We start from the raw sequence: 19115 nt of genomic DNA, 5'->3' as shown, positions 1-19115 counted from the left end.
ATACACCATTCAGGCTTTTTATGCAGTCATAAATCACAGAGCAGCATTTCTTCTTATTCATAATGTGATCCGCCGGACAATGATTTAAACCAGGGCAAGCTCCCATGTGTTGATAGAATTATACATGCAAAGCTGCGTTTTGGGAATTGGGGTTTGAAAAAACAAAAAAAGCCTGCTCTTTCGAGCAGGCTCTATCTCTGAATCCCTGTCATTCCTTCGTATTTCCGATCCGATTATTGAAAGCAAGCTCGAACAGACCGGTTGCCGACAATCCGGCGAGCCCTCCCGACCATAGGCGGAGCGTCAGATCCAGCTCGGTAAAAGGGTATGCCACCGCACCAATCAGCAATCCCACGCCAAGACCAATAAAAGGAATTATGTTGCGCGGAAGATTAATATTATTCTTGATTAACTGTACGAGTGCAAGAATCACTACCGAGAGCGCTGAAGCAAACGCCAGCACATTGTCAAAATTTTCATTACTCATTGTCCGTTGACCTCCTTAACAGCAGAAGCAATTGTAACCGTACGGCTTGTCTGATCATAGCCCACTGTCATTCCCAGCGCTTCCGCAACTGCCCTTACCGGCACATAAGTTACACCCTTGTCTATAAAACCATCGGCAATCCTGACGCCGTTGACGTTCACGGTTGCACTAATATCTTTATTCAATGCGGTAGCCTCCTTCTTCTGAAGCAGTCTCTGGACCGCTTCTACCGCCGCCCCCACAGGCTTTGCCCCACCCCGCAGTTCGCTGATCGTTAATCCAAAGCTCATCTGTAAATGGGGATAATCTTTAAAGCTGCTCCAGTCGCCGCCCCATTCAAAGCCAAGTTCCTTGGCTTGCCGGGCAACCTCCTGCCAATCTGAAGTGCCGTCCCCGTCGCCATCGCGCTTCATATCCCATGATGCACTCGAACCGCCGGGCAGAAGCAGCGCGAAATCAACCGCCAGCCCGTAATTGTGATAGCTGTAGCCGCCGCGGGCATTGGTGACAATCGCGCCGGGCTTGGTTCTCCCCTGAGCGTACAATGCATTCTGCTCCGCCACGGTGCGCAGCCCCTGAGTAATCAGGATCGGCACGCCTTCAGCGTAACATCGCTCGATGAGCAGTTCAGTGGCTGTCAGTACCGTCGGATGCAGGCCGGTGAGGCGGGAGCCGGATCTACTTTTTACCTGAGCCAGTGTCAGCATCTGCTAAGCTCCTCCCAAAAAAACATATCCAATAATGACGAAGATCGTCCCGCCGAGCACGTACTTCAGCAAATCCATCCAGAACTTGCGCTCTGCCGCGGTATCCTTTCCCGTCTGCTGCAGCAGCGAAAAAATTTTGTTCTCCAGACTGTCTATTTTTCCAATGATTGATGAATATTGAACCTTCATTTCAATGGTGGTTTCCTTGAGCTGTGTCAGACTTTCTTCGTGGCGCCGGACATTCTCCTCCAGCACCTTCAGCCGCTTATCCGCAGCCAGCGCTTCCCCGGAGAGCCGTACGAACTCGTTCTTCATCGAAGTCAGCCCGTGCTCCATGTCCTCTATGCGCTTCTCCAAATCGTTTACACCTCCGGTCCCCCCTTGCATCACATACTCCCCGCTGGACACCCCAAGGCCCCCTCTCTCTATATACTTTAGGTAAAAAGAACCCCCCGGCTACAACCGGGGGCAAAATAAAAACGCCTCAGGGGCGCTAATTACACATTTTGCGTTATTGCTAAAAGTCTGTTCAACTCTTCGGAGGTAATATATTTCGGATAATAGCTCTTAAGTTTCTCCTCTGTAACTTTACCCATAGTCCACATATTAAGCAGAAAAAGATACATATCTGTCAGTCGCCTCCGTTCCGTTGTTATCATAGCCCCAAATCAAGCAGCGCCAAAATGGCAGCTTCAGTGGCTTCAGTCCGTTGCTCAAGCACCGCAAATTGCTCAGACAGGGACTTTTGATAAGCCTGCTCACCCTGTTCACTTGAAGGAAAAGGCTCATAGCAAAATTCAAGCTCCCCGGTTTCCGTATTAACTCGATAGGAGGTTGCATTTAAGAAGTCTTGAGCATACTGTCGATACTCTAGCTCAATCAATCCGACGGTATCTGGAACGCGCTCAGCCAGCACCTTGAAATATGAGAAGTCCTCCTCCCGAGTGGTAGGAGCAACATTCCCCGATTTCTCACCTGTGTTTAAAATAACTTTCCCCGTATCCTTCTCGTAATATATTTTCATGCCAATCTCCATGGCCAGTCTCCCCTTTATCCGAATACGTAATAGTTATAGGTTCCTGAAAGCGTCACATAATCCGGTAAATATAATGACAGCGAGTTGCTGGCGAGGTAATCCGGCTTCCAGGCATTATTCCATACATAACCGTATCTGACGTAAATATTTATCCCCAGGTCAGGCTGATAAATGCCATAGTCATCCGTACCGTCCGCTTTACGGGCTATCGCCGTTCTGGGAGCAAATCCAAGATTTCCGATAAAGACATCCTCAAATACCCCTTGAACGGTATGATAACCTGAAGCATATCGCTTGCCTTCGATTAAGCTGCCGATTACTCCAAATATATTAACACCATTGCGGATATTGCTTGAAATGAAGTCCGGATCTTGAATAGCCACCGAAGCAAGTCCGTTACCAAAGCCGCTATTGGTAACATAAGCCCCAGTCGGAAAGCCTACTGCCATTCTGCCGTTGCCCTCATAATTTATAGTCCCCGACAATTGATCGTTCGCTCTACTAGGAAGGGCTCCAGCAACTCCCGCAATTGTTGTTCCAGCTACAACACTGGCTGCCGGTACACTGACTCCAGCTATCGTAATTGCTGAAGAATAAAAGCCTGCTGGCTTAGTCTGGGCCGAGGAAGTAGGAGTTACCGTACCGCCAGCCCCATTATTGGCCATTGTTCCTGTTATCAATCCTGATTCTGTTCCAATGGTCTTGCCAGCTAGTACATCGGATGCCGCTGCTGTTCCATACTCCCCCCCTTCACCCTGTAAGATAAAAGCCGTTCCGTCATAGACCAGCGTGTATACCCCGCCGAGTGCCAATGTCGGATTATTGCCGTTTGGCTTTTTGATGCTTTTGGTTCCCAGGCTGTTAAGGTTGAGCGTAACTGATCCAGCTACAGCAACATGGACTTTGATGGTTACCCGTAGGCCTGCTGACAGTGCTGTAAGAGCTGGACTTATGCTGGCCGTCAGAGCCGCATTCGTTCCAGCGGTTACGGCATAAGGTGGAGCCTGTACGGCAGCTGTTAAATCAGGCTCAGTCACTAATTTAATCCAGCTTGACCATGTCCCGGTTTCTGATCTGCTGCGATATTTCTGATTATTGCCCAATACTTGCGTAGCCACTTGTTTAACATACCCCGAATTATTCACCGTCACATCCAATATTGCCCATGCGAAGCCCGGCCCGTTAGAATGACTTGCTTCCGCTCCTAATAAATATGAACCGGGTGTGGTAGCATTATTAAGATTAGAAGGTGCTGTATCCCGCTGCATGAGGGTCTTAGCGGCGTGGGTAGAGTCCAGAAGTTCGCGCCATTCGCCCCATGCGTTCTGGTTAAATAAACCATGGCGGTACTTTATCGAGTCATCGTTGTTGTAAGGGTAGAAGTACTGAGTAACACCCGATTCTGCCGCTGTATGACCTTTCATCGTCACTACTGTGCCATAGCTTCTAGGCCATCCAGCCACATTATTAACGAAGAATATTGTGGTGGTTTTTCCGGTATAGGTGCTTGGAAGGTCTGTGGGCGCTTTTAAGTTCTGGTCCTTATACGTCTGTACCTCCCGCCATTCGCTCCATACCCCATTGTAGCGGCGGCGGGTGAACTCCCACAATCCCACTGTGCTAAGCCCCGAAGCCCTCTGAATCACGTAGTTTTCACCGTTTGAAGCGCCTGAATGCGTCTGTACCATGATGTGCCACCAAAGAGATGAATGTTCCCCTACAGGTGGAACATTAACTAGTTGGGTACCATCGTAAAAACCTGCCAGTGTCACAGTGTTTAGGTCTGTGTTATCATCCAGCCTGCGGTTCCTACCGCTGTCCTGCGTAAGGCTGTATTTCTGCACTTGGTCAGGTATGGCACTGAGCGCAACATCCCCGTTCGTATCAAGGCCCGCAAACAATGTCCAAGCAGGTAACGTACCCGTGCCTCCAGCATTCGACGGCGTACCCCCACGCACTGCCCACGATATGCTACCCCGAGATGGCACAAACATCTGTGTTACCACGGTTGACAAGCGGGACACAATCAGCATGCCGTAGTCTGTATTCAGGCCTGCGGGGACGTTTACGTGTCCTGTTCCCAAACGATAAAACCCGGAAGTGATAATCGTATCCAAGTCGGTACCGTTTGCGAGCTGCACAGGTGCCGTCATCTGCGCTCCAATAAGCGTCTGAACGAACGCCGTGGTTGCCAACTGTGTGTTGTTCACGGTGGACGCCGGTGTCGGAGCCGTTGGTATGCCTGTGAAGGCCGGACTTGCTAAATCAGCTTTCGTGGTAGGGTTAAAATTACCTTGGTTCCATAGTGTCAACCATGTGGCTGATGCTATCGAAGATACGGTGCCTGTTCGATATGCTATATTAGCGTTATTATAAGGAATTACTATCTGCGCATACGTATCGTAATTCCCACCACGGACCACAAGTAGCTGCCCATAAGCATAAGTACCGGGGCCATTAGTGAAATCCCCGCCGGCCCCCAGTCTATACATGCCGGGAGTAAGAAACGTGTTAAAGTCCCCCGCACCTAAAAATCCCAATCGTAAGGCACTGTCCATTACATATGCAGTCGTGGCAATCTGTTCCGTATCAGTCCCCTTGGCAGCGGTTGGTGCCGTAGGTGTACCTGTAAATGCCGGAGAAGCCAGCAGTGCATAGTCATCGGCTGCCACCCCGCCCAATGACACCGCGTTAATTCCTGCACCATTGAAGGTAAAATCACCAATGGGAAAATAGTCGGTTCCTTCTACAGAACTCAGTGAGTTATTTATTTCCACATTGATAACTGTGCTGGTTTGGTTATTGTAGTAATCAACGGCAAAAATCCCGAAGTTTGTAGCTCCGTTAAACTCAATGTCCCGCAGCTCAGCGTCTGCGATGTAAATGTCAAGTCCGCCATACTTTACGCCTTTATAGGTAAACGTGCATGGCCGGAACCTGCCCGCACCTACACCCATGCGTAAGGCTGTATAGTTCATCGCATTTGAATTGTAGTGCTTTTCGCATGCCACCAGAGCCGTAACTTGTCCACTTAATCCATTATAGCGGTGCATAGTGAGCAGACCATTACTATATGAACTGGCCGCGGCATCGGTATTTGTGACATCGCACAGCGCGACTACCGTACGGCGGTACGATGTGTTCTGCCCTTGTCCTGTTAGCACTATCCGCTTTGTCGCGTTGGTGTTTACAAATGCAGTGTTTGCCAATTGTGTGCTAACTGTACCTGCCACCACTGTCGGAGCTGTAGGCGTCCCCGTAAACGCCGGGGAAACCAGCGGAGCTTTCCCACTCCACACCGCCTTCTCCGCATCTGTCGCAAAGCGGTGGCTGGCATCCTCCACCACCTCCGATGCGTTGATCGCCCCCCAGGCTGCGCTCCCCGCTGTTGCCCCGGCTTTCAACACCTTGGTATTGTTTGTGGTTCCGGTGGCAGGGACATGCTGGTTACCATCGCCTGCAGGGTGTGTATAGTTATTTGCTCCCGTAGCCACTCCGTCCAGCTTGGTCTTGTCGGCGGCGGACATCAACCCGGCAGCGGATGAGGTTGCGGCCGTAGTGGAAGCTTTGCCGTTCCAGGCGCTGCGCTCGGCAGCTGTAACATGCTTGACCGCATCGGCGGTGTGATCTTGCACGCCTTTGACCGCTGTGTCTATAAGATCCATATTGCTGTTCAGATCCGCAATATCAACATAATCGCTTCCATCCGGCTTCTTCAGCTTCAGATTATTTGTTGTCTTCATGGCTCCTCCTCCTATTCATATACTCTCAGATCGTCCCATGTACGGTCATGTGCACTTGCCCAGGTCAGCGGCTTAAGGGAATCCCACCATGTATACGTATACTCAAAGCTGTAATCCAGGTGGGCCGGTTTGATCTCTTCAATGCTCTGAATCAGCCCGGCCATATTAGCCGGAATACCCAGCGTTCCTACAAAATGAACAATAAAGCTGTATTCTCCGGGTACCTCCACCACTTCCACTTCCCCGCCCGAGAACGCTGAAGCCGTTCGCTGGATCATCTCAGGCGTCGTTGTGCCGCTCCCCCGAAGCTTCGCCTTAATTATTTCCCGGCGGGTGACATCGGATTTGCTTAAGTCCGTCGTCAGCCCAAGTACCTTCTCCCAACGGGACAGGCCCCATGTCGCCGATTCTACGTTCTTCTGCGATCCGCTGTCGGCAATACTATAAGCTAATTGTCCACACTCTGTACCGGCACTGGCCTGCAGCATCTCCATTTCCGGAACGCCCTCATAATACTCGGGCAGGTATTCAAGTAGATCAATTCTCTCCGGATATCCCATAAGCTACACCTCCAGCGTCGCACCGGTGAACAGCGGCACTTCCGTCTCACCCAGAGTGACATTTCCCGTCTTGCCGTTCAGCAAAAGATTGCTGTAGTCCACTACACCATCGGTACTCAGCAGCAGCGAGCCGATGACCGACGAACTGATATAGCTCCTGTCAAAAGCCTTCTCAAGGCGGTATGTCTCCAGCTTTGCCGCGAACGCATCAATCACCGGTTGCAGCGAATATCCCGCTGCCAGACTGACTTTCGCGGCAACGCCGATACTTTTCCCGATCGCCGCTGCAACCGTAACTACCGCTCCCACCGGCGCCTGTCCTTCACCCTGTCCCGGGAGCGGATCGATATGCTTCTGCACCTGCTCTACCAGAACTGGGGTGGCAGGCCGCATATCGGCATCAACTATAACCACCTTCACCGTCTTCGGGCCGTTCCAGAGCGGAAACACCCTTGCTCCGCCAACGCCGCTGATCTGCTGCGCCCACTCCATATAATGATACTTATTGCCGCTGGTTGAAGGGCGACGTGCTGCAGCATAGTAACGCTGACGCAAGGATTCGTCGTCCTCGGCATCGGTGCCCGGAACCAGCAGCTCCCTCAGCTCCCCACGGGCCAGACCTGCAATATAATCAATGGGCAGCAGGGCACCGAGAGTCTGGTTCCCTTCATCTCCGGCCATCTCGCAGACCATCCGGTAATTTCCGGGGGAGAGCTTCTCAGCTGCAGTGAAATTGATTAACTCCCGCGAGAACCGGCTCCCCAGGGGAATATCCAGTAATTCACCTGCGTTGTTGTAGAAAACGCCCCGAAGCTGGGCCTTACCCGCCGGAGCCCGGGTCACACCGCTCCAGGCAATACTCCGCTCCAGATATTCCCCGCTTGCCGTATCCGCAAAATACAAATTGTTGTTAATCTCCAGTTCGATATACATTTGCGCCATCTCTGCCGCTGCCGGAGCCAGCGCATCGTAGATAATGCTGCCTTCGCGCTTGTCGATGCCTTCCGGAACCCGGGACAGCATCCGTTCCAGTAATGCTTCATAAGTCTGGTCCTCATACATCGCCGCTCATCTCCTTTCTGAGCTCAAAGTTGCCGTAGCGGGTGACCACCAAACAACTAAAGCTGACATTGTCTCCGCTGAATTCGATCCCGCTGTCTTCCAGCCTCTCTATCCGGTCATCCTGCAGCAGCGCCTCGGTGACCACTCTGCGCAGCTCAGCTCTGGCCAGCAGCCGGTCCTTTCCCAGCACCAGGCGCCATTCTGTTCCATAATCCGCACTGTATATGAGGTGCTCGTAACGCCAGGTCTGCAGAATCTTGGCAGCGGCTTGCTTTACAGCCTCAAGCCCATCCACTCGTCCCACTAGACGTTTGCGTTCCCAGTCCATCCGGTAGGTAAGGCTAGGCGCCATAGAACCGGATGCGGCTGCATTCTCCAAGGAGGCGGTGATGGGTCCCAATCTTCCTATAACCGGAATCATGACGGCACCAGCCGATCCAGGACAATGTAGCTTTGTCCGCCTTGCATCCGGGCCAGCAGTACCCGGTCGCCGGGCTCAAGCCCTCGTCGAAGCAGAACTTCGCTGTCACCCACTTTAACTTTGCACTCCATAATGGCTTCAGGCAGGACCAATGCCGGACCCGACAGTACAAACCGTTGATCCACCTGGATCTCCAGAGGTTCATTCCCGACCACCGTGCCAAACGAAAAAGCCACCGGATTCGTATTGGCTACGGCTCCGAGGCTCGCTTTTTTGATAATATCCAGCATCTATTTACACCACCTTAATATCCAGAGACATGGTATGCTCTCCGCCTGTAATCTTATGGCTACACTGATCGACCAGGAATACCTGTGTGTCAAAATCCTCAAGCAGCACATAGATGAAGCTCCCTGCTCGGACCCGGATATCCCCGATCGCCTGCACAGACAAGCTAAGCTTCTCCCGGTTATGCAGCTTAAGCAAATTTGCAGCCTTCTCCTGAATCTGTGCAGCATTGGCCTTATCGTCAGCCTTCTGATACAGCTGCAGCAGACCCCAGCGGGCCACGTTCTCCTGATCCGTCACCGGGAAGAACTCTCGTTTACCTGTCTCCTCGTTATCCTTGTACAGAAAAATCGTGTTGTACGTGTCGTCGTCGATACTTTTTTTGAGTGAGTAATCGTACAGCAAATGCCCCGCTCCCAAAATGATATTCAGCAGCATTGCCTGTGGCTTGCGCAACGTCAGCTTGCCGAAATCGTCATAGAAAGCCAGCAGTTGGCCGTTAAACTGCAGCTCGCTGCCAATCGCTCCCATGATGATATCCAGCAGCTTCTTATTGTCCTCAATCAGAGAGGGAATCTTATACCCGGCAGAATCGAGCACTCCGGTCTGGAGCCCATAATCCTTAGCGATCTTGGTGATTAACTCACTGGCCGTCACATTCTGCAGCACATAGCTGCCGTTCCCGAGTAAATAGCGGACTTGATCGTATGCAGTTAGCTTTATCTCTTGGCTTGCCCCGGTATCCAGGCTGAACACAAACCCGTAGAATACGTTGACATTGTCTCTGCGGAACTGCAGGATATCCCCGTTGTGGATTGCAAACTTCGGATGCTGATAGATCCCGCTGTTCACCAGCGTCAGCTCCAGGGCGGCGGGCTTCCCGCTGCGGGAGGTCTTCCATGAGATGTCGGTGGCAATGCCGGAGATGTCCCATATCAGCCCGTCCTTATTTTTGAGTAAAAGCTCCATCCGTCTCGCCTCCTACGACAGCTTAATGACCCGTCCGATTTGCAGCCTGTTTAGCTCACTGTCAGGGATACCGTTCAGCTTCTGGAGAGTTTTGTACTTGCTGCCGTCGCCAAGTTCTTTGAGGGCAACACGCCACAGAGTATCCCCCGCCTTGAGAGTGTAGGTGGCCGCTGCCTTCTTATCACTGTCCCGCTTCTGCTGCGGCTTGGCTTCACCCCCGACGACCTTCACAGGCGCTGCCTGATAGAAGACATATTTTTTCAAACCGAGCGTGTATTCGATATCCCCGGTATTGCCCGCGCTGAGCTTCCAGGCGAAATTCTCAATACTGACGGCCATATTGATGCCGAAATCCCCGGCCACAGACTGCGCCGCCTTCTGGCGGGCTAAATTTAGCCATCCCGGCTCCTGCTCGCTTTTTGCCGCTGTATCTGCGTCTGCCTTAAGCCCTGTGAACACGAAACGGACCGGCCTGCGGCTGTTCATCCATTTCTTGATCAGCTCCACGTAATCGAAGGGCCGTAGCAATTTGTCGGTTGGTGTATTCCCTGCTACCACAAACGGGTACCACTGAGACGGAAACATACTCTCAATAGTAATCTCCGTCAGCTTGGGATAGGCGATGGCATTGATTTCGCCAAGGTCGATAACTGTATAGCTTTTGCCGTCTCCCGACTCCTTAATCTCCAGTATTTCAGGATTGACCGGAAGCCGGATCACCTCCTCAGCATTATTGAAGCTCAGAAAAAAACCGTACTCCTCCGTCATTTACGTGTACACCCCCTGGGCCGTAGAGACGAACGCTTCCTGCAGCTTGTCGTTGATCTTGGCAATAATACTGTCGATGTCCCCGGCATTATTGATATTACCGGTTGTTACCTGCACCGTCGGCGTCAGCTCCACAAAATTCTGTATCGCCTGTATTTCCGCCAGCTCGCGCAGCATTTTCAGATCATCCGCTGAGATGTCCACGGCTTCGTTGATTTCACCGACCTCGTTGACCCTGTTGACGTTGTTGAGGTTGCTGTATTGATTGGCTAACAGAGTGGTCGAATTACCGGCGACTTTCGGGGCCGCAGGTTTTGCGGTGCCAGGCAGATTTGCCCCGGCAGAAGTGTTGGTTAGCCCTTTTATTTTGTCTGTGGCTGCTTTCCCCTTGTCCATGAAATTATCCATGAAGTCGCTGCCCTTTTGCTTATAATTATTATAGCTGTCGCCCAGATTCACATAATTCTGCAGTGGGGTTTGGCGCAGAACCGGCGGCTCAGGCTTATTATCTTCCAGCCCCTGCCTCATTTGATTTAAGGCATCGCTGGCCGCATGGGGAGTTTTCGGTTCAACCATATCCACTTTAATATTGCCGATCCCCAGCTTATCAAAGAACGGGATCTTACTCATCGCGTCAATCATAGCCTTGAATCTGCCAAGCACCCAGTTAATTGCCTCTGCCATAACCTTCATAAACCCACCGGCAAACCCTTCAGCCCCTAAAGCCAGGCTGTAAAGGATGTTCAACCCCCTGGAGGCCAGATCATGTAAAGAATCTCTCACATTATAAACAGCATTATTAAAAGCATTGATGATGCCATCGCAAACAAGGTAGAACATGTTGCTTATCCAGATTCCTATGTTCTGAACTACAGCCACAAGGACGCCGAAAGCCCCCACTATAGCACCTACAACCTCAGAGGCCGAAACACCCAGCTTTTGAAGAATCATTAATAGTACAGCAATCACCGCAATAACCAGCAAGATAGGCCAATTGGCCGCCAGCCAAGCCGCAGCCAGCATATACACCTGAACAATCATTGCCGCCAAATAGACAATGGCTATCGCCTCCAGAATCGGCTTAATGAATGACCAATTTTCTTGTATAATACCGGCCAGCCATAGCAAGCCATCCACGACCATGCCTATCGTATTGGCAATAACAAGGAACCCGTTTGCCATGGCATCAATTAGAGGCGCCAATTGTCCGGAAGTCAGTGCGGTGTTGATGGTATCCATTACGGGCCGGAGGGCTCCCATTGCCTTTGCTCCAATTTGCCCCAGAGCTTTATCGATGTTCTCGTTCATTGTATTCCAATTTTTTTTATCCTCGTCCGTTGCCGCTTCGGTTACCGCTTTTTCTCCAAAGGATTTGATCGCATTGAAGGGTTTGGCGATATCGGCCGTTTTCAGAAAATTCATAACCTTGGAATCCTTTTTTGGTGCAGCTTGAGAGACCTGCCCCGAAGGAGCCGTTGTATTACTGTTTAAGTTCGACGCAGGATTGGCTGGTGCGTTGCCTTGAGCTCGCTTTTTCGTTTCAGCGTCCCTGCCGCCCTCAGAACTCTTTAAGTTCCCTGTATCAAATAGGGGAGCCATGGCTTTTTCACCTAAAGACTTAACTTTATTAAATAGTCTGAGGATTTGATCCATCATATAATCTTTTGGAGGTCTGTCATCTTTAACATCAGATGATTGTCGGCTTGGAGTTTTCTTGCTTTTTGACTCCGCCGGACTCGCTGAATCCTTCTTCTTTTTTGCGTTTTGACTGTTGGAGTCCGTAGCCTTCTCTGTCGTTTCCTTATTCGTTTCCTTATTCGTCTCCTGAGTCGTATTGGTTTCAGAGACCGCAGGTTTCGAGTCAGTGTTGATATTGTTTCTGTTTGACTTCTCCGTGTTGGCGAGCGCCTTTTTACCGAGAGTTTCAGTAGTTTGAAAATTGTCCGGCTTGTTCTCCTTGTTTCCTTTCCCTTCTTTAAGCCCCTTCCACCAATTTACTTTTGTGGCCTTCTCCTCTTCTTTCTTAGAGGCTTCGGTAGCAGGAGCAGTACTTATTATTCGCAATGCCAACTGTTGGAATTGAATAGCCTTCTGATCCTGCTGCACAACAATTATTTTCGTGCTGTCGGATGGCTCTGGTATCTTATGAAACCCTTCAACTAACGTCTCATTTATGTCTTCCAGATTTTGAATTATCCTGCTTGACAGAATACTATTTTGTCCATTGGCCTGTTTAAGCAAAGTCTGAATATTCCCCAAAAAACGATTGGCTGACTCCGTCTGTCCATTACTCTTTTTGACTTGTTTGCCGATCACATTCCACACCAACAGCGATTTCCGGGACAGCTTCAATGATGCATCCTGTGCCATTCCTTCACCCCCTTCATCTCTTCTTCCCCTTGCTCCGCGCACGCTCACGCTTCTCCTTGTCCACCCGGACCGAGATCATGGCGTAAATGGCCGCCCGCTCGCGTACGGAGAGCTTCATCAGCTCATGCGGCAGGATATGCAGCTCGTGGAGGGCGTAGTAGGCCAGGTTGGCCTCACCGTCGCCCTCGTTGATCAGTTTTTTACTTCGTCTACCAGCTCGTTCATATCCGTATCAAAACCGTTCAGCGCCTGCACCCGCTCGCCAAGCGAAGCAAATTCGCCGGGCAGCAGCATTTTACGCAGCAGCGCTTCTGCTCCCATCACGCCATACGAGCGCTGCAGCTCGCTGTTCTTCAGATCGGGATAGACCACACTGGCGGTCATCAGCTTGGCCATATACTCATTCGGGTCAATCTCCGACGTATAGGTGCCGTTCTTGCCCTTAATCTTGCGGGTAGCGCCTTTCCGGCATTCCTGATTCTCCTCTTCAGTCATGCTGCGCAGTTGCCAAGGCGCCGGGTTGCCCTCTTTATCCTTGAAGCGGTGCGAAACCACGAATTCCTCGGTAGTGTCACTGGCAGCATTTTGCGCAAAAAACAAGCTTAAATCACTCATATACATCCTCCTAATATAATTGGAATGGTTGTGATAACATGAGAAGAGACCCTCCGTATATCTACGCCCGGGTCTCTCATCTCACCTTACGCCTATCGCCTTTGTTCTACTCGTTTATTGACCGAGACTGGACGGGGCAGCGAACGACTGCTGGAGCTCTACATCCTCGAAGGTAAAGCTCACTTCTTCCTCCAGCGCCTCCGATTCGGTATCCAGCGAAGCCATGATTACACTGTCCAGATTGACATGCTTCAGCATGACGCGCTGCGCGCCAACCGAGGAGGAAGGATCTTCATTGGTAACGACAATGTCGAAGTATTGATCGACCCCGGTCTTCATATACTCCAGCATCAGCTGGCGGAACCGGCTCGTCATATAAAAAATCGTCATTGTGCCGCTGCCCGACCAACCTGTCGCTTTATGCTGCACCCCGCGGCGGCCCAGTGTCTTCACTTCCGCCTTCTGCTTCTCCACCGTCGCTTCCAGCGTTTTTACATAGAACATCTCTTCCGTCTGATTATTGATCGTTGCATAAGCGCGGCCCTCCTGGCCGGACAGCGTATCGCTAGCCTTCAAAAATGCCATCTTAAACCACCTTCACTTTCATATATACTTTTTCTACGGAATCGACCGGCTTCACAGCCACTTCCAGTACGATACTGTCACTGTCCGCACCGGCGACGACGGTAATGTCCTTCTGCGCATCGAAGCTTTCAATGGCCCCCAGGTTCTGCAGATCGTTCATATACGACACACACTGGGACCAGAACAGCCCCCGGCCATCGTCATTATTGGCAACTTTGCCAATAAAGTAGCTTTCAAAGATCCGCTTCATATCCCCGGCAATGCTATCCAGCACGCGCAGCACCCGGTTTTTGGAGAAGGCTTTGCCCTTGGTCGGAGAATAAGTCGTAAAGGTGTTAATATCCTGCTCCACCACCGCACGGCCGCCGCTGTACGTAAAGAGCAGCTCCCCGCGGTTCAGCTTGTCCACCGTCTCCGAATGGCTGAAGCGAACATCGGCATCCACCGCATCGTCATAGGCCTGATAAGTCAGCGATTCGTTAACAGCGGCCGCAGCCGTCGCACCGGCTACCCAGGCTACCGCATTCGTCTTATCGACGAGCGTACCGTCCGCCAGTACTACCCCGTTCGCCACACTGATGACGCCCTCATGCCCGGCTGCAGCATAATCGGACAATACCGCCTGAACCTTCTTGCCTTCGGTTTCACGAAGCCGCTTCACATAAGCCACATACAGTGACTTCAGCGAATTGTCTGTGGACACAAGGCCTACCGTCTGGAAATCCTGTACCTCCAGCAGCGTCAGGAACTTGCTGTGCTCGGCAGCCGTCGCAGTGCCATTGGCCCCGCCGGCTAGCGGAATGCCTGCACTCAGTGCAAGAGGAACGCCATCGCTCTCCGCAAAATGCACATAGTCGTTTGGAGCCAGTGCCCCGGCATCAGCCACGCTTTGGTTGTCCACTTCAACGCCGTCCAGCAGGGTGCGGACATCGAACAGAGCGCTATCGTCCACATTCTTCTCGATGACCACCTTCAGGTCATTGCCGCGTTCGCCGCCGTAAAGCGCTGTAGTCTGCAAGCCGCTGCCCGTACCCTGTGCCTTTACTCCTTCATTCAGACGGTACAGCAGCAGGGTGCCTGCACGTTTCAGTGCTTCGCGTACCGGCTGCAGCGCCGGAGTCGTCAGATCATATCCGAGCTGCTTCTGCATATCGTCTTGGGGCGTGAGCTTCAGAAGCGAACCGCTTGGTCCCCATGGCAGGGCAAGCGCCAGTGCCGTTACCCCGCGATCTCCCATTTTGCCAACAGGACTTCCTGTTCCAGTTACGTTTACATATACACCCGGCCGCACCTTGTTTTGTGTTGTCCAAATTCCACCAGCCATTAGATAACCTCCTTATTTAGAAAAAGCTCCAGTACTTCCTTTGCCTCATCCAGCGTGTAGCTTCCGTCTTCCTCCAGCATTGCGTTCAGTACATCCTTTTCCGCAAGCTTAAATTGGGTGGAGCGAATTAATTGCTGTTTGCAATAACGGTCCATGCTCATTTCAGCCGTTCTCCTCCAATCATCTGTCTCATCATCTCCGGCTCCGCCAGGGTTTGGTTCAGGTAGAGCATATAATCCACCGTAAAAAGCGGACCTTTGCCTTCCGTCCCCGCTTCCCACGCTTGCCGAACAACCCGGTACGCCGAATTCCCCGGCTCACTGCCGCTCAAAGCTTCACATAAACCATCCGCCATGTTTTCACTTTGAAGCGCTTCTCCCTGCTCGAAACGTATTCCAAAGCGGTAAACCGCCATATACCTGCCTTCCCGTTGCCGGTCATAGGTAGCCGAGATCAGCTCCAGCACGAAATGGGGCGTTTGCGCATTTTCGCCGGCAAATACGGGAATCTCCGGGTAAGCCCGCTTAAGCGCATCCGAAATGTGTTCCCGCAGCTGTTGTACAGGCATTCTATCCATCCTTTCATACGTTGAACTTTACAGGCTGCTCTCTCTCCTCCTTGTCTCTAAGAAATCAAAAAGGATACGCTCTCTGCAGTAGAGAGCATATCCTTCTTTCAGGTTGGCAGATTAGCACAGGAGCTTGTAATTGCAACTGTTGCTTCATTTGCCATGATATAATCATACCCCCTTTATTTCCGCATAGAGACGGAACACCGGCGGAGCTTGGGAGAATCTTGAGACGAAAACCGCCGGTTTTGCAGCGGCTCGCCGACAGAGTAACAATGGATGTCTTCGTTCACCTCTTCATCAAAAAAGCCGCATCATCTGCGGATGCAGATAACACGGCTGCCATGCTTGATAAATTGTCCTTTCGTATTCACTGCCTAACGCTGAGATTTATCTTTGATCAAAGCCTCCAGGGACATCAGCCCCAAGTCCGTCAGCGCCAGTGCCATTTTGTAAAAAGCCTTTGACCTAATCTTCACATAGGTATCCTTGCTGACCGGCGGATCAAACACGTGATTGTAAATGGTGTAATCATACATTTCATCTCTGCGCATATACCGCTCACGCACCAGCTGCTGTTCCCTCTTGTCCAGCCTGTCCACTACGGAATCAATAGCTTCGCAGTATCCTCTTCTGGCTGCAGGCACATCCACATTATATGAGGCAATCGATGCCGTCTGATCGGATACCGCATGTGTTGGACCATGAAATCTTTCATTGTAAGAGTAAGTAGTTGCAGCTTCTCTTGCCTCAAAAGTAACGGTCTTGTAAATACGGTACCGTTCAAGCATGTTTTCTATAGTAACCTGGGTACGACGTCGGTCGAGTTCGGGCAATGAGGATAATTTAATCATTAAATACACTCCCTTGGTTTAAGTTAAATGAGATCAGATGCGGAAGTCTTTGCAGAAATGTGGTACAATCCTTAGTGTTCTCATGTTGTTCGCATTTTTTTATAATATACCACTTTCTGCCTGTGGCGTAAAACGCAGGAGTAAGCCATTTTAGGAGCATAATCCCCGATTACCAACCTTTTTCTTGTCTTTTGGCAATTTAATGCTCGATATCTTTACCTTTTGACAAAAGTGTTTTATATTATTACCATTAGGTAATAAGCTCAAAAGGAGTGGTGGTCGATGACGGCATTTGGAGAGTATATGAAGCAGCTCCGGGAACAGCAGGGCCTGACCATTAATCAGGTTGCTGGTAGAGCTGGAATTAGCGGATCGCAAATATCAAGAATTGAGAACGGGTTAAGAGGCGTGCCCAAGCCCGCAACCTTAAGAAAGCTTGCAGATGCGCTGGAGAGCTCTTATGAGGCACTGATGGAACGGGCCGGGCATCTTGAGGAGCATGCAGGGCATAGTGAGTCCCATATTCCAGAATGGGCTACAAGTAAGGATAAGCGGGATTTCCGCACGATGCTGGAGGATGATGGAGAATTGATGTTCGACGGTATTCCGCTTAATCAAGAGGACAAGCAGCGGATTAAGGATGTATTAACCGGACTCTTCTGGGAGGCCAAACAGATGAATAAACGAAAGAAACCCGGTGATGATTCCAGTCAATAACCGTATTGCATATACATTACACTAACTGCCCGCAGGTGAACAATATGGATGAGTTAATCAACAAGCTGATTATAAAATATAAAACGAGCGACCCTTTTGAGTTAGCCGCAGCGCTTGGCATTCATATTCGTTTTTGCGATTTGGGCGAAGGAACCAAAGGTTTATACTACCGGATATTACGAAGACGGTTTATTGTGATTCACCAGGGGCTTTCGGCAGAGTGGCAGCGATTTGTCTGCGCCCATGAACTGGGTCATGACCGGCTGCATAAATGGATGAACCGCTTTTTCCTGGAGGAGAATTCTTTCTTTGCACCCGGCAAGATGGAGCGGCAGGCCAATCTCTTTGCATTGAAACTGTTGTCCGCAGGCTACGTACCCGAAGAGGATGAATCTCTTAAAGTTTATTTCCAGCGTATCGGAATACCACCTGAAATGCGCTTTTTTTTGGAAGAATAATCGAACATAGGTTCTCTATATCTCACTTATTACATTCCAGTACAACAAAAAAACTCTTACCGAAGTAAGAGTTTCTTGCAGTCCGCAGACTATTGGATCGGGATGACACGATTTGAACATGCGACCCCCTGGTCCCAAACCAGGTGCTCTACCAAGCTGAGCTACATCCCGTTATAAAATTATATGGAGCGGGTGATGGGAATCGAACCCACGCTATCAGCTTGGAAGGCTGAAGTTCTACCATTGAACTACACCCGCACAGATGTAAAATCGGGATGACACGATTTGAACATGCGACCCCCTGGTCCCAAACCAGGTGCTCTACCAAGCTGAGCTACATCCCGATAAAATATAATGGCGCGCCCTGAGAGATTCGAACTCCCGACCTTTTGATTCGTAGTCAAACGCTCTATCCAGCTGAGCTAAGGGCGCAAAATATGGAGCGGACGACGGGAATCGAACCCGCGACCCTCGCCTTGGCAAGGCGATGCTCTACCGCTGAGCCACGTCCGCAAATATAAATGGTGCGCGTGGAGGGACTTGAACCCCCACGTCAAAGACGCTAGATCCTAAGTCTAGTGCGTCTGCCAATTCCGCCACACGCGCATATTCAATAAAAGTGAGCCATGAAGGACTCGAACCTTCGACACCCTGATTAAAAGTCAGGTGCTCTACCGACTGAGCTAATGGCTCGCACTTGGCAGGGGATATAGGATTCGAACCTATGATGACGGAGTCAGAGTCCGTTGCCTTACCGCTTGGCTAATCCCCTAGGGCGAACACCAATAGAGTGTCCAAAATCACATTAAAGCTAAAGATGATTATGGTGGAGGCTGAGGGGTTCGAACCCCCGACCCTCTGCTTGTAAGGCAGATGCTCTCCCAGCTGAGCTAAGCCTCCATATGTAAGGTTGTCCTCAAAGCAAAATGATAACCTTTAAATAAAGATTGGTGACCCGTATGGGATTCGAACCCATGTTACCTCCGTGAAAGGGAGGTGTCTTAACCCCTTGACCAACGGGCCTTACAAGATGGAGCTCTCAACCGGATTCGAACCGGTGACCTCTTCCTTACCATGGAAGCACTCTACCTGCTGAGCTATGAGAGCATGGCTCCCCGAACAGGACTCGAACCTGTGACAACTCGATTAACAGTCGAGTGCTCTACCAACTGAGCTATCAGGGAATATTATATAGTTCCGCTTGGCGGCGTCCTACTCTCCCAGGACCCTTCGGTCCAAGTACCATCGGCGCTGGAGGGCTTAACGGTCGTGTTCGGGATGGGTACGCGTGGAACCCCTCCGCCATCGCCACCAAACGGCAGGCTTGATCGCCTGAAAACTGGATCGAAACGAATTTGTGTTTGCCCTTCATCTCTTCGGGGCCCCCGGAAAGTATTCGGAATCCGCTTCGTCAGCCTCTTCTTCACTTTTTGGGGTAGTTTTTGGATAAGCCCTCGACCGATTAGTATTGGTCAGCTCCATGCATTGCTGCACTTCCACCTCCAACCTATCTACCTCGTCGTCTTCAAGGGGTCTTACATACTGGGAAATCTCATCTTGAGGGGGGCTTCACGCTTAGATGC

The 19115-nt window shown here is 50.8% G+C and carries 20 protein-coding genes, 12 tRNA genes and 2 rRNA genes; 2 read left to right on the top strand and 32 right to left on the bottom strand.

Annotated elements, in window-relative coordinates; genetic code table 11:
* Window positions 1–208: 208 nt before the first annotated feature.
* The 18 genes from F1379_RS20310 to F1379_RS20225 form a co-directional block, all read right to left on the bottom strand.
* On the bottom strand, window positions 209–487 hold the full coding sequence (locus F1379_RS20310) for a holin (protein WP_150273219.1): 279 nt from the start codon (window positions 485–487) through the stop codon (window positions 209–211).
* The gene (locus F1379_RS20305; protein WP_150273217.1) at window positions 484–1194 is read right to left on the bottom strand and encodes a M15 family metallopeptidase; all 711 of its coding nucleotides are present in this window, start codon (window positions 1192–1194) and stop codon (window positions 484–486) included. The genes F1379_RS20310 and F1379_RS20305 overlap by 4 nt, the downstream gene beginning before the upstream one ends.
* 3 nt (window positions 1195–1197) lie before the next feature.
* The gene (locus F1379_RS20300) at window positions 1198–1602 is read right to left on the bottom strand and encodes a hypothetical protein (protein WP_150273215.1); all 405 of its coding nucleotides are present in this window, start codon (window positions 1600–1602) and stop codon (window positions 1198–1200) included.
* A gap of 247 nt (window positions 1603–1849) precedes the next feature.
* Complete coding sequence (locus tag F1379_RS20295) at window positions 1850–2230, bottom strand: hypothetical protein (RefSeq protein WP_150273212.1); 381 nt, start codon at window positions 2228–2230, stop codon at window positions 1850–1852.
* Window positions 2231–2244: 14 nt separating this feature from the next.
* Window positions 2245–5973 carry a pyocin knob domain-containing protein gene (locus F1379_RS30060; RefSeq protein ID WP_203457146.1) on the bottom strand — a complete coding sequence of 1243 codons (3729 nt, stop codon included), beginning with the start codon at window positions 5971–5973 and terminating at the stop codon, window positions 2245–2247.
* Between the two features lie 11 nt (window positions 5974–5984).
* On the bottom strand, window positions 5985–6533 hold the full coding sequence (locus F1379_RS20285) for a putative phage tail protein (RefSeq protein WP_150273210.1): 549 nt from the start codon (window positions 6531–6533) through the stop codon (window positions 5985–5987).
* A gap of 3 nt (window positions 6534–6536) precedes the next feature.
* The gene (locus F1379_RS20280; protein ID WP_150273208.1) at window positions 6537–7595 is read right to left on the bottom strand and encodes a baseplate J/gp47 family protein; all 1059 of its coding nucleotides are present in this window, start codon (window positions 7593–7595) and stop codon (window positions 6537–6539) included.
* Entirely contained in the window at window positions 7588–8016 is a 429-nt protein-coding gene (locus F1379_RS20275) for a DUF2634 domain-containing protein (RefSeq protein WP_150273205.1), read from the bottom strand. Before F1379_RS20275 ends, F1379_RS20280 begins: the two co-directional genes overlap by 8 nt.
* Entirely contained in the window at window positions 8013–8306 is a 294-nt protein-coding gene (locus F1379_RS20270) for a DUF2577 domain-containing protein (protein WP_150273203.1), read from the bottom strand. The genes F1379_RS20275 and F1379_RS20270 overlap by 4 nt, the downstream gene beginning before the upstream one ends.
* 4 nt (window positions 8307–8310) lie before the next feature.
* Window positions 8311–9273 carry an XkdQ/YqbQ family protein gene (locus F1379_RS20265; RefSeq protein ID WP_150273201.1) on the bottom strand — a complete coding sequence of 321 codons (963 nt, stop codon included), beginning with the start codon at window positions 9271–9273 and terminating at the stop codon, window positions 8311–8313.
* A 12-nt stretch (window positions 9274–9285) separates the two neighbouring features.
* Window positions 9286–10041 (bottom strand): LysM peptidoglycan-binding domain-containing protein, encoded by a 756-nt coding sequence (locus tag F1379_RS20260; RefSeq protein ID WP_150273199.1) that lies wholly within the window; start codon window positions 10039–10041, stop codon window positions 9286–9288.
* Window positions 10042–12411, bottom strand: a complete 2370-nt coding sequence (locus F1379_RS20255; RefSeq protein WP_150273197.1) for a hypothetical protein — start codon at window positions 12409–12411, stop codon at window positions 10042–10044.
* 192 nt (window positions 12412–12603) lie between these two features.
* Window positions 12604–13026 carry a phage tail assembly chaperone gene (locus F1379_RS20245; RefSeq protein WP_150273195.1) on the bottom strand — a complete coding sequence of 141 codons (423 nt, stop codon included), beginning with the start codon at window positions 13024–13026 and terminating at the stop codon, window positions 12604–12606.
* A gap of 114 nt (window positions 13027–13140) precedes the next feature.
* Entirely contained in the window at window positions 13141–13611 is a 471-nt protein-coding gene (locus F1379_RS20240) for a phage tail tube protein (RefSeq protein WP_150273192.1), read from the bottom strand.
* 1 nt (window position 13612) lies between these two features.
* On the bottom strand, window positions 13613–14935 hold the full coding sequence (locus F1379_RS20235) for a phage tail sheath family protein (RefSeq protein ID WP_150273190.1): 1323 nt from the start codon (window positions 14933–14935) through the stop codon (window positions 13613–13615).
* Complete coding sequence (locus F1379_RS30055) at window positions 14935–15096, bottom strand: hypothetical protein (protein ID WP_203457145.1); 162 nt, start codon at window positions 15094–15096, stop codon at window positions 14935–14937. Before F1379_RS30055 ends, F1379_RS20235 begins: the two co-directional genes overlap by 1 nt.
* Complete coding sequence (locus F1379_RS20230; RefSeq protein WP_150273188.1) at window positions 15093–15503, bottom strand: phage tail terminator family protein; 411 nt, start codon at window positions 15501–15503, stop codon at window positions 15093–15095. Before F1379_RS20230 ends, F1379_RS30055 begins: the two co-directional genes overlap by 4 nt.
* A 377-nt stretch (window positions 15504–15880) precedes the next feature.
* Window positions 15881–16357 (bottom strand): ArpU family phage packaging/lysis transcriptional regulator, encoded by a 477-nt coding sequence (locus F1379_RS20225; protein WP_150273186.1) that lies wholly within the window; start codon window positions 16355–16357, stop codon window positions 15881–15883.
* A gap of 282 nt (window positions 16358–16639) precedes the next feature.
* Here F1379_RS20225 and F1379_RS20220 point away from each other — a divergent pair, with 282 nt between their 5' ends.
* A complete protein-coding gene (locus F1379_RS20220) occupies window positions 16640–17074 on the top strand; it encodes a helix-turn-helix domain-containing protein (RefSeq protein WP_150273184.1) in 435 nt (144 codons plus the stop codon).
* A 44-nt stretch (window positions 17075–17118) separates the two neighbouring features.
* The gene (locus tag F1379_RS20215) at window positions 17119–17532 is read left to right on the top strand and encodes an ImmA/IrrE family metallo-endopeptidase (RefSeq protein ID WP_150273181.1); all 414 of its coding nucleotides are present in this window, start codon (window positions 17119–17121) and stop codon (window positions 17530–17532) included.
* A 97-nt stretch (window positions 17533–17629) separates the two neighbouring features.
* On the opposite strand, the gene F1379_RS20210 is transcribed toward F1379_RS20215, so the two are convergent.
* From F1379_RS20210 to F1379_RS20145, 14 genes are all read right to left on the bottom strand, one after another.
* Window positions 17630–17703, bottom strand: a tRNA-Pro gene (locus F1379_RS20210).
* Between the two features lie 13 nt (window positions 17704–17716).
* Window positions 17717–17790 (bottom strand) — tRNA-Gly (locus F1379_RS20205).
* A 12-nt stretch (window positions 17791–17802) separates the two neighbouring features.
* A tRNA-Pro gene (locus tag F1379_RS20200) sits at window positions 17803–17876 on the bottom strand.
* 11 nt (window positions 17877–17887) lie between these two features.
* Window positions 17888–17964: transfer RNA gene (locus tag F1379_RS20195), tRNA-Arg, on the bottom strand.
* A gap of 6 nt (window positions 17965–17970) precedes the next feature.
* Window positions 17971–18045 (bottom strand) — tRNA-Gly (locus tag F1379_RS20190).
* 9 nt (window positions 18046–18054) lie between these two features.
* Window positions 18055–18138 (bottom strand) — tRNA-Leu (locus tag F1379_RS20185).
* Window positions 18139–18152: 14 nt separating this feature from the next.
* Window positions 18153–18225, bottom strand: a tRNA-Lys gene (locus F1379_RS20180).
* A 5-nt stretch (window positions 18226–18230) separates the two neighbouring features.
* Window positions 18231–18304, bottom strand: a tRNA-Gln gene (locus tag F1379_RS20175).
* A 52-nt stretch (window positions 18305–18356) separates the two neighbouring features.
* A tRNA-Val gene (locus F1379_RS20170) sits at window positions 18357–18432 on the bottom strand.
* A 48-nt stretch (window positions 18433–18480) separates the two neighbouring features.
* Window positions 18481–18555, bottom strand: a tRNA-Glu gene (locus F1379_RS20165).
* Between the two features lie 8 nt (window positions 18556–18563).
* Window positions 18564–18639 (bottom strand) — tRNA-Thr (locus tag F1379_RS20160).
* Between the two features lies 1 nt (window position 18640).
* A tRNA-Asn gene (locus F1379_RS20155) sits at window positions 18641–18716 on the bottom strand.
* Window positions 18717–18731: 15 nt separating this feature from the next.
* Window positions 18732–18848: ribosomal RNA gene (gene rrf / locus F1379_RS20150) — 5S ribosomal RNA — on the bottom strand.
* A gap of 126 nt (window positions 18849–18974) precedes the next feature.
* Window positions 18975–19115, bottom strand: a 23S ribosomal RNA gene (locus F1379_RS20145); the annotation flags it as partial.

Source organism: Paenibacillus tepidiphilus, assembly GCF_008635795.1.
Lineage (GTDB): Bacteria > Bacillota > Bacilli > Paenibacillales > Paenibacillaceae > Paenibacillus_AQ > Paenibacillus_AQ tepidiphilus.
This window is presented reverse-complemented; position numbering and strand designations above follow the sequence as displayed.

Excerpts from the sequence above, each read along its gene's own strand:
- F1379_RS20230 (WP_150273188.1), bottom strand. The coding sequence starts at position 15,503 with ATGCCTGTACAACAGCTGCGGGAACACATTTCGGATGCGCTTAAGCGG.
- F1379_RS20275 (WP_150273205.1), bottom strand. The coding sequence starts at position 8,016 with ATGATTCCGGTTATAGGAAGATTGGGACCCATCACCGCCTCCTTGGAG.
- F1379_RS20265 (WP_150273201.1), bottom strand. The coding sequence starts at position 9,273 with ATGGAGCTTTTACTCAAAAATAAGGACGGGCTGATATGGGACATCTCC.
- F1379_RS20245 (WP_150273195.1), bottom strand. The coding sequence starts at position 13,026 with ATGAGTGATTTAAGCTTGTTTTTTGCGCAAAATGCTGCCAGTGACACT.
- F1379_RS20215 (WP_150273181.1), top strand. The coding sequence starts at position 17,119 with ATGGATGAGTTAATCAACAAGCTGATTATAAAATATAAAACGAGCGAC.
- F1379_RS20280 (WP_150273208.1), bottom strand. The coding sequence starts at position 7,595 with ATGTATGAGGACCAGACTTATGAAGCATTACTGGAACGGATGCTGTCC.
- F1379_RS20235 (WP_150273190.1), bottom strand. The coding sequence starts at position 14,935 with ATGGCTGGTGGAATTTGGACAACACAAAACAAGGTGCGGCCGGGTGTA.
- F1379_RS20310 (WP_150273219.1), bottom strand. The coding sequence starts at position 487 with ATGAGTAATGAAAATTTTGACAATGTGCTGGCGTTTGCTTCAGCGCTC.
- F1379_RS20255 (WP_150273197.1), bottom strand. The coding sequence starts at position 12,411 with ATGGCACAGGATGCATCATTGAAGCTGTCCCGGAAATCGCTGTTGGTG.
- F1379_RS20270 (WP_150273203.1), bottom strand. The coding sequence starts at position 8,306 with ATGCTGGATATTATCAAAAAAGCGAGCCTCGGAGCCGTAGCCAATACG.
- F1379_RS20260 (WP_150273199.1), bottom strand. The coding sequence starts at position 10,041 with ATGACGGAGGAGTACGGTTTTTTTCTGAGCTTCAATAATGCTGAGGAG.
- F1379_RS30055 (WP_203457145.1), bottom strand. The coding sequence starts at position 15,096 with ATGAGCATGGACCGTTATTGCAAACAGCAATTAATTCGCTCCACCCAA.
- F1379_RS20285 (WP_150273210.1), bottom strand. The coding sequence starts at position 6,533 with ATGGGATATCCGGAGAGAATTGATCTACTTGAATACCTGCCCGAGTAT.
- F1379_RS20225 (WP_150273186.1), bottom strand. The coding sequence starts at position 16,357 with ATGATTAAATTATCCTCATTGCCCGAACTCGACCGACGTCGTACCCAG.
- F1379_RS30060 (WP_203457146.1), bottom strand. The coding sequence starts at position 5,973 with ATGAAGACAACAAATAATCTGAAGCTGAAGAAGCCGGATGGAAGCGAT.
- F1379_RS20240 (WP_150273192.1), bottom strand. The coding sequence starts at position 13,611 with ATGGCATTTTTGAAGGCTAGCGATACGCTGTCCGGCCAGGAGGGCCGC.
- F1379_RS20305 (WP_150273217.1), bottom strand. The coding sequence starts at position 1,194 with ATGCTGACACTGGCTCAGGTAAAAAGTAGATCCGGCTCCCGCCTCACC.
- F1379_RS20220 (WP_150273184.1), top strand. The coding sequence starts at position 16,640 with ATGACGGCATTTGGAGAGTATATGAAGCAGCTCCGGGAACAGCAGGGC.
- F1379_RS20295 (WP_150273212.1), bottom strand. The coding sequence starts at position 2,230 with ATGGAGATTGGCATGAAAATATATTACGAGAAGGATACGGGGAAAGTT.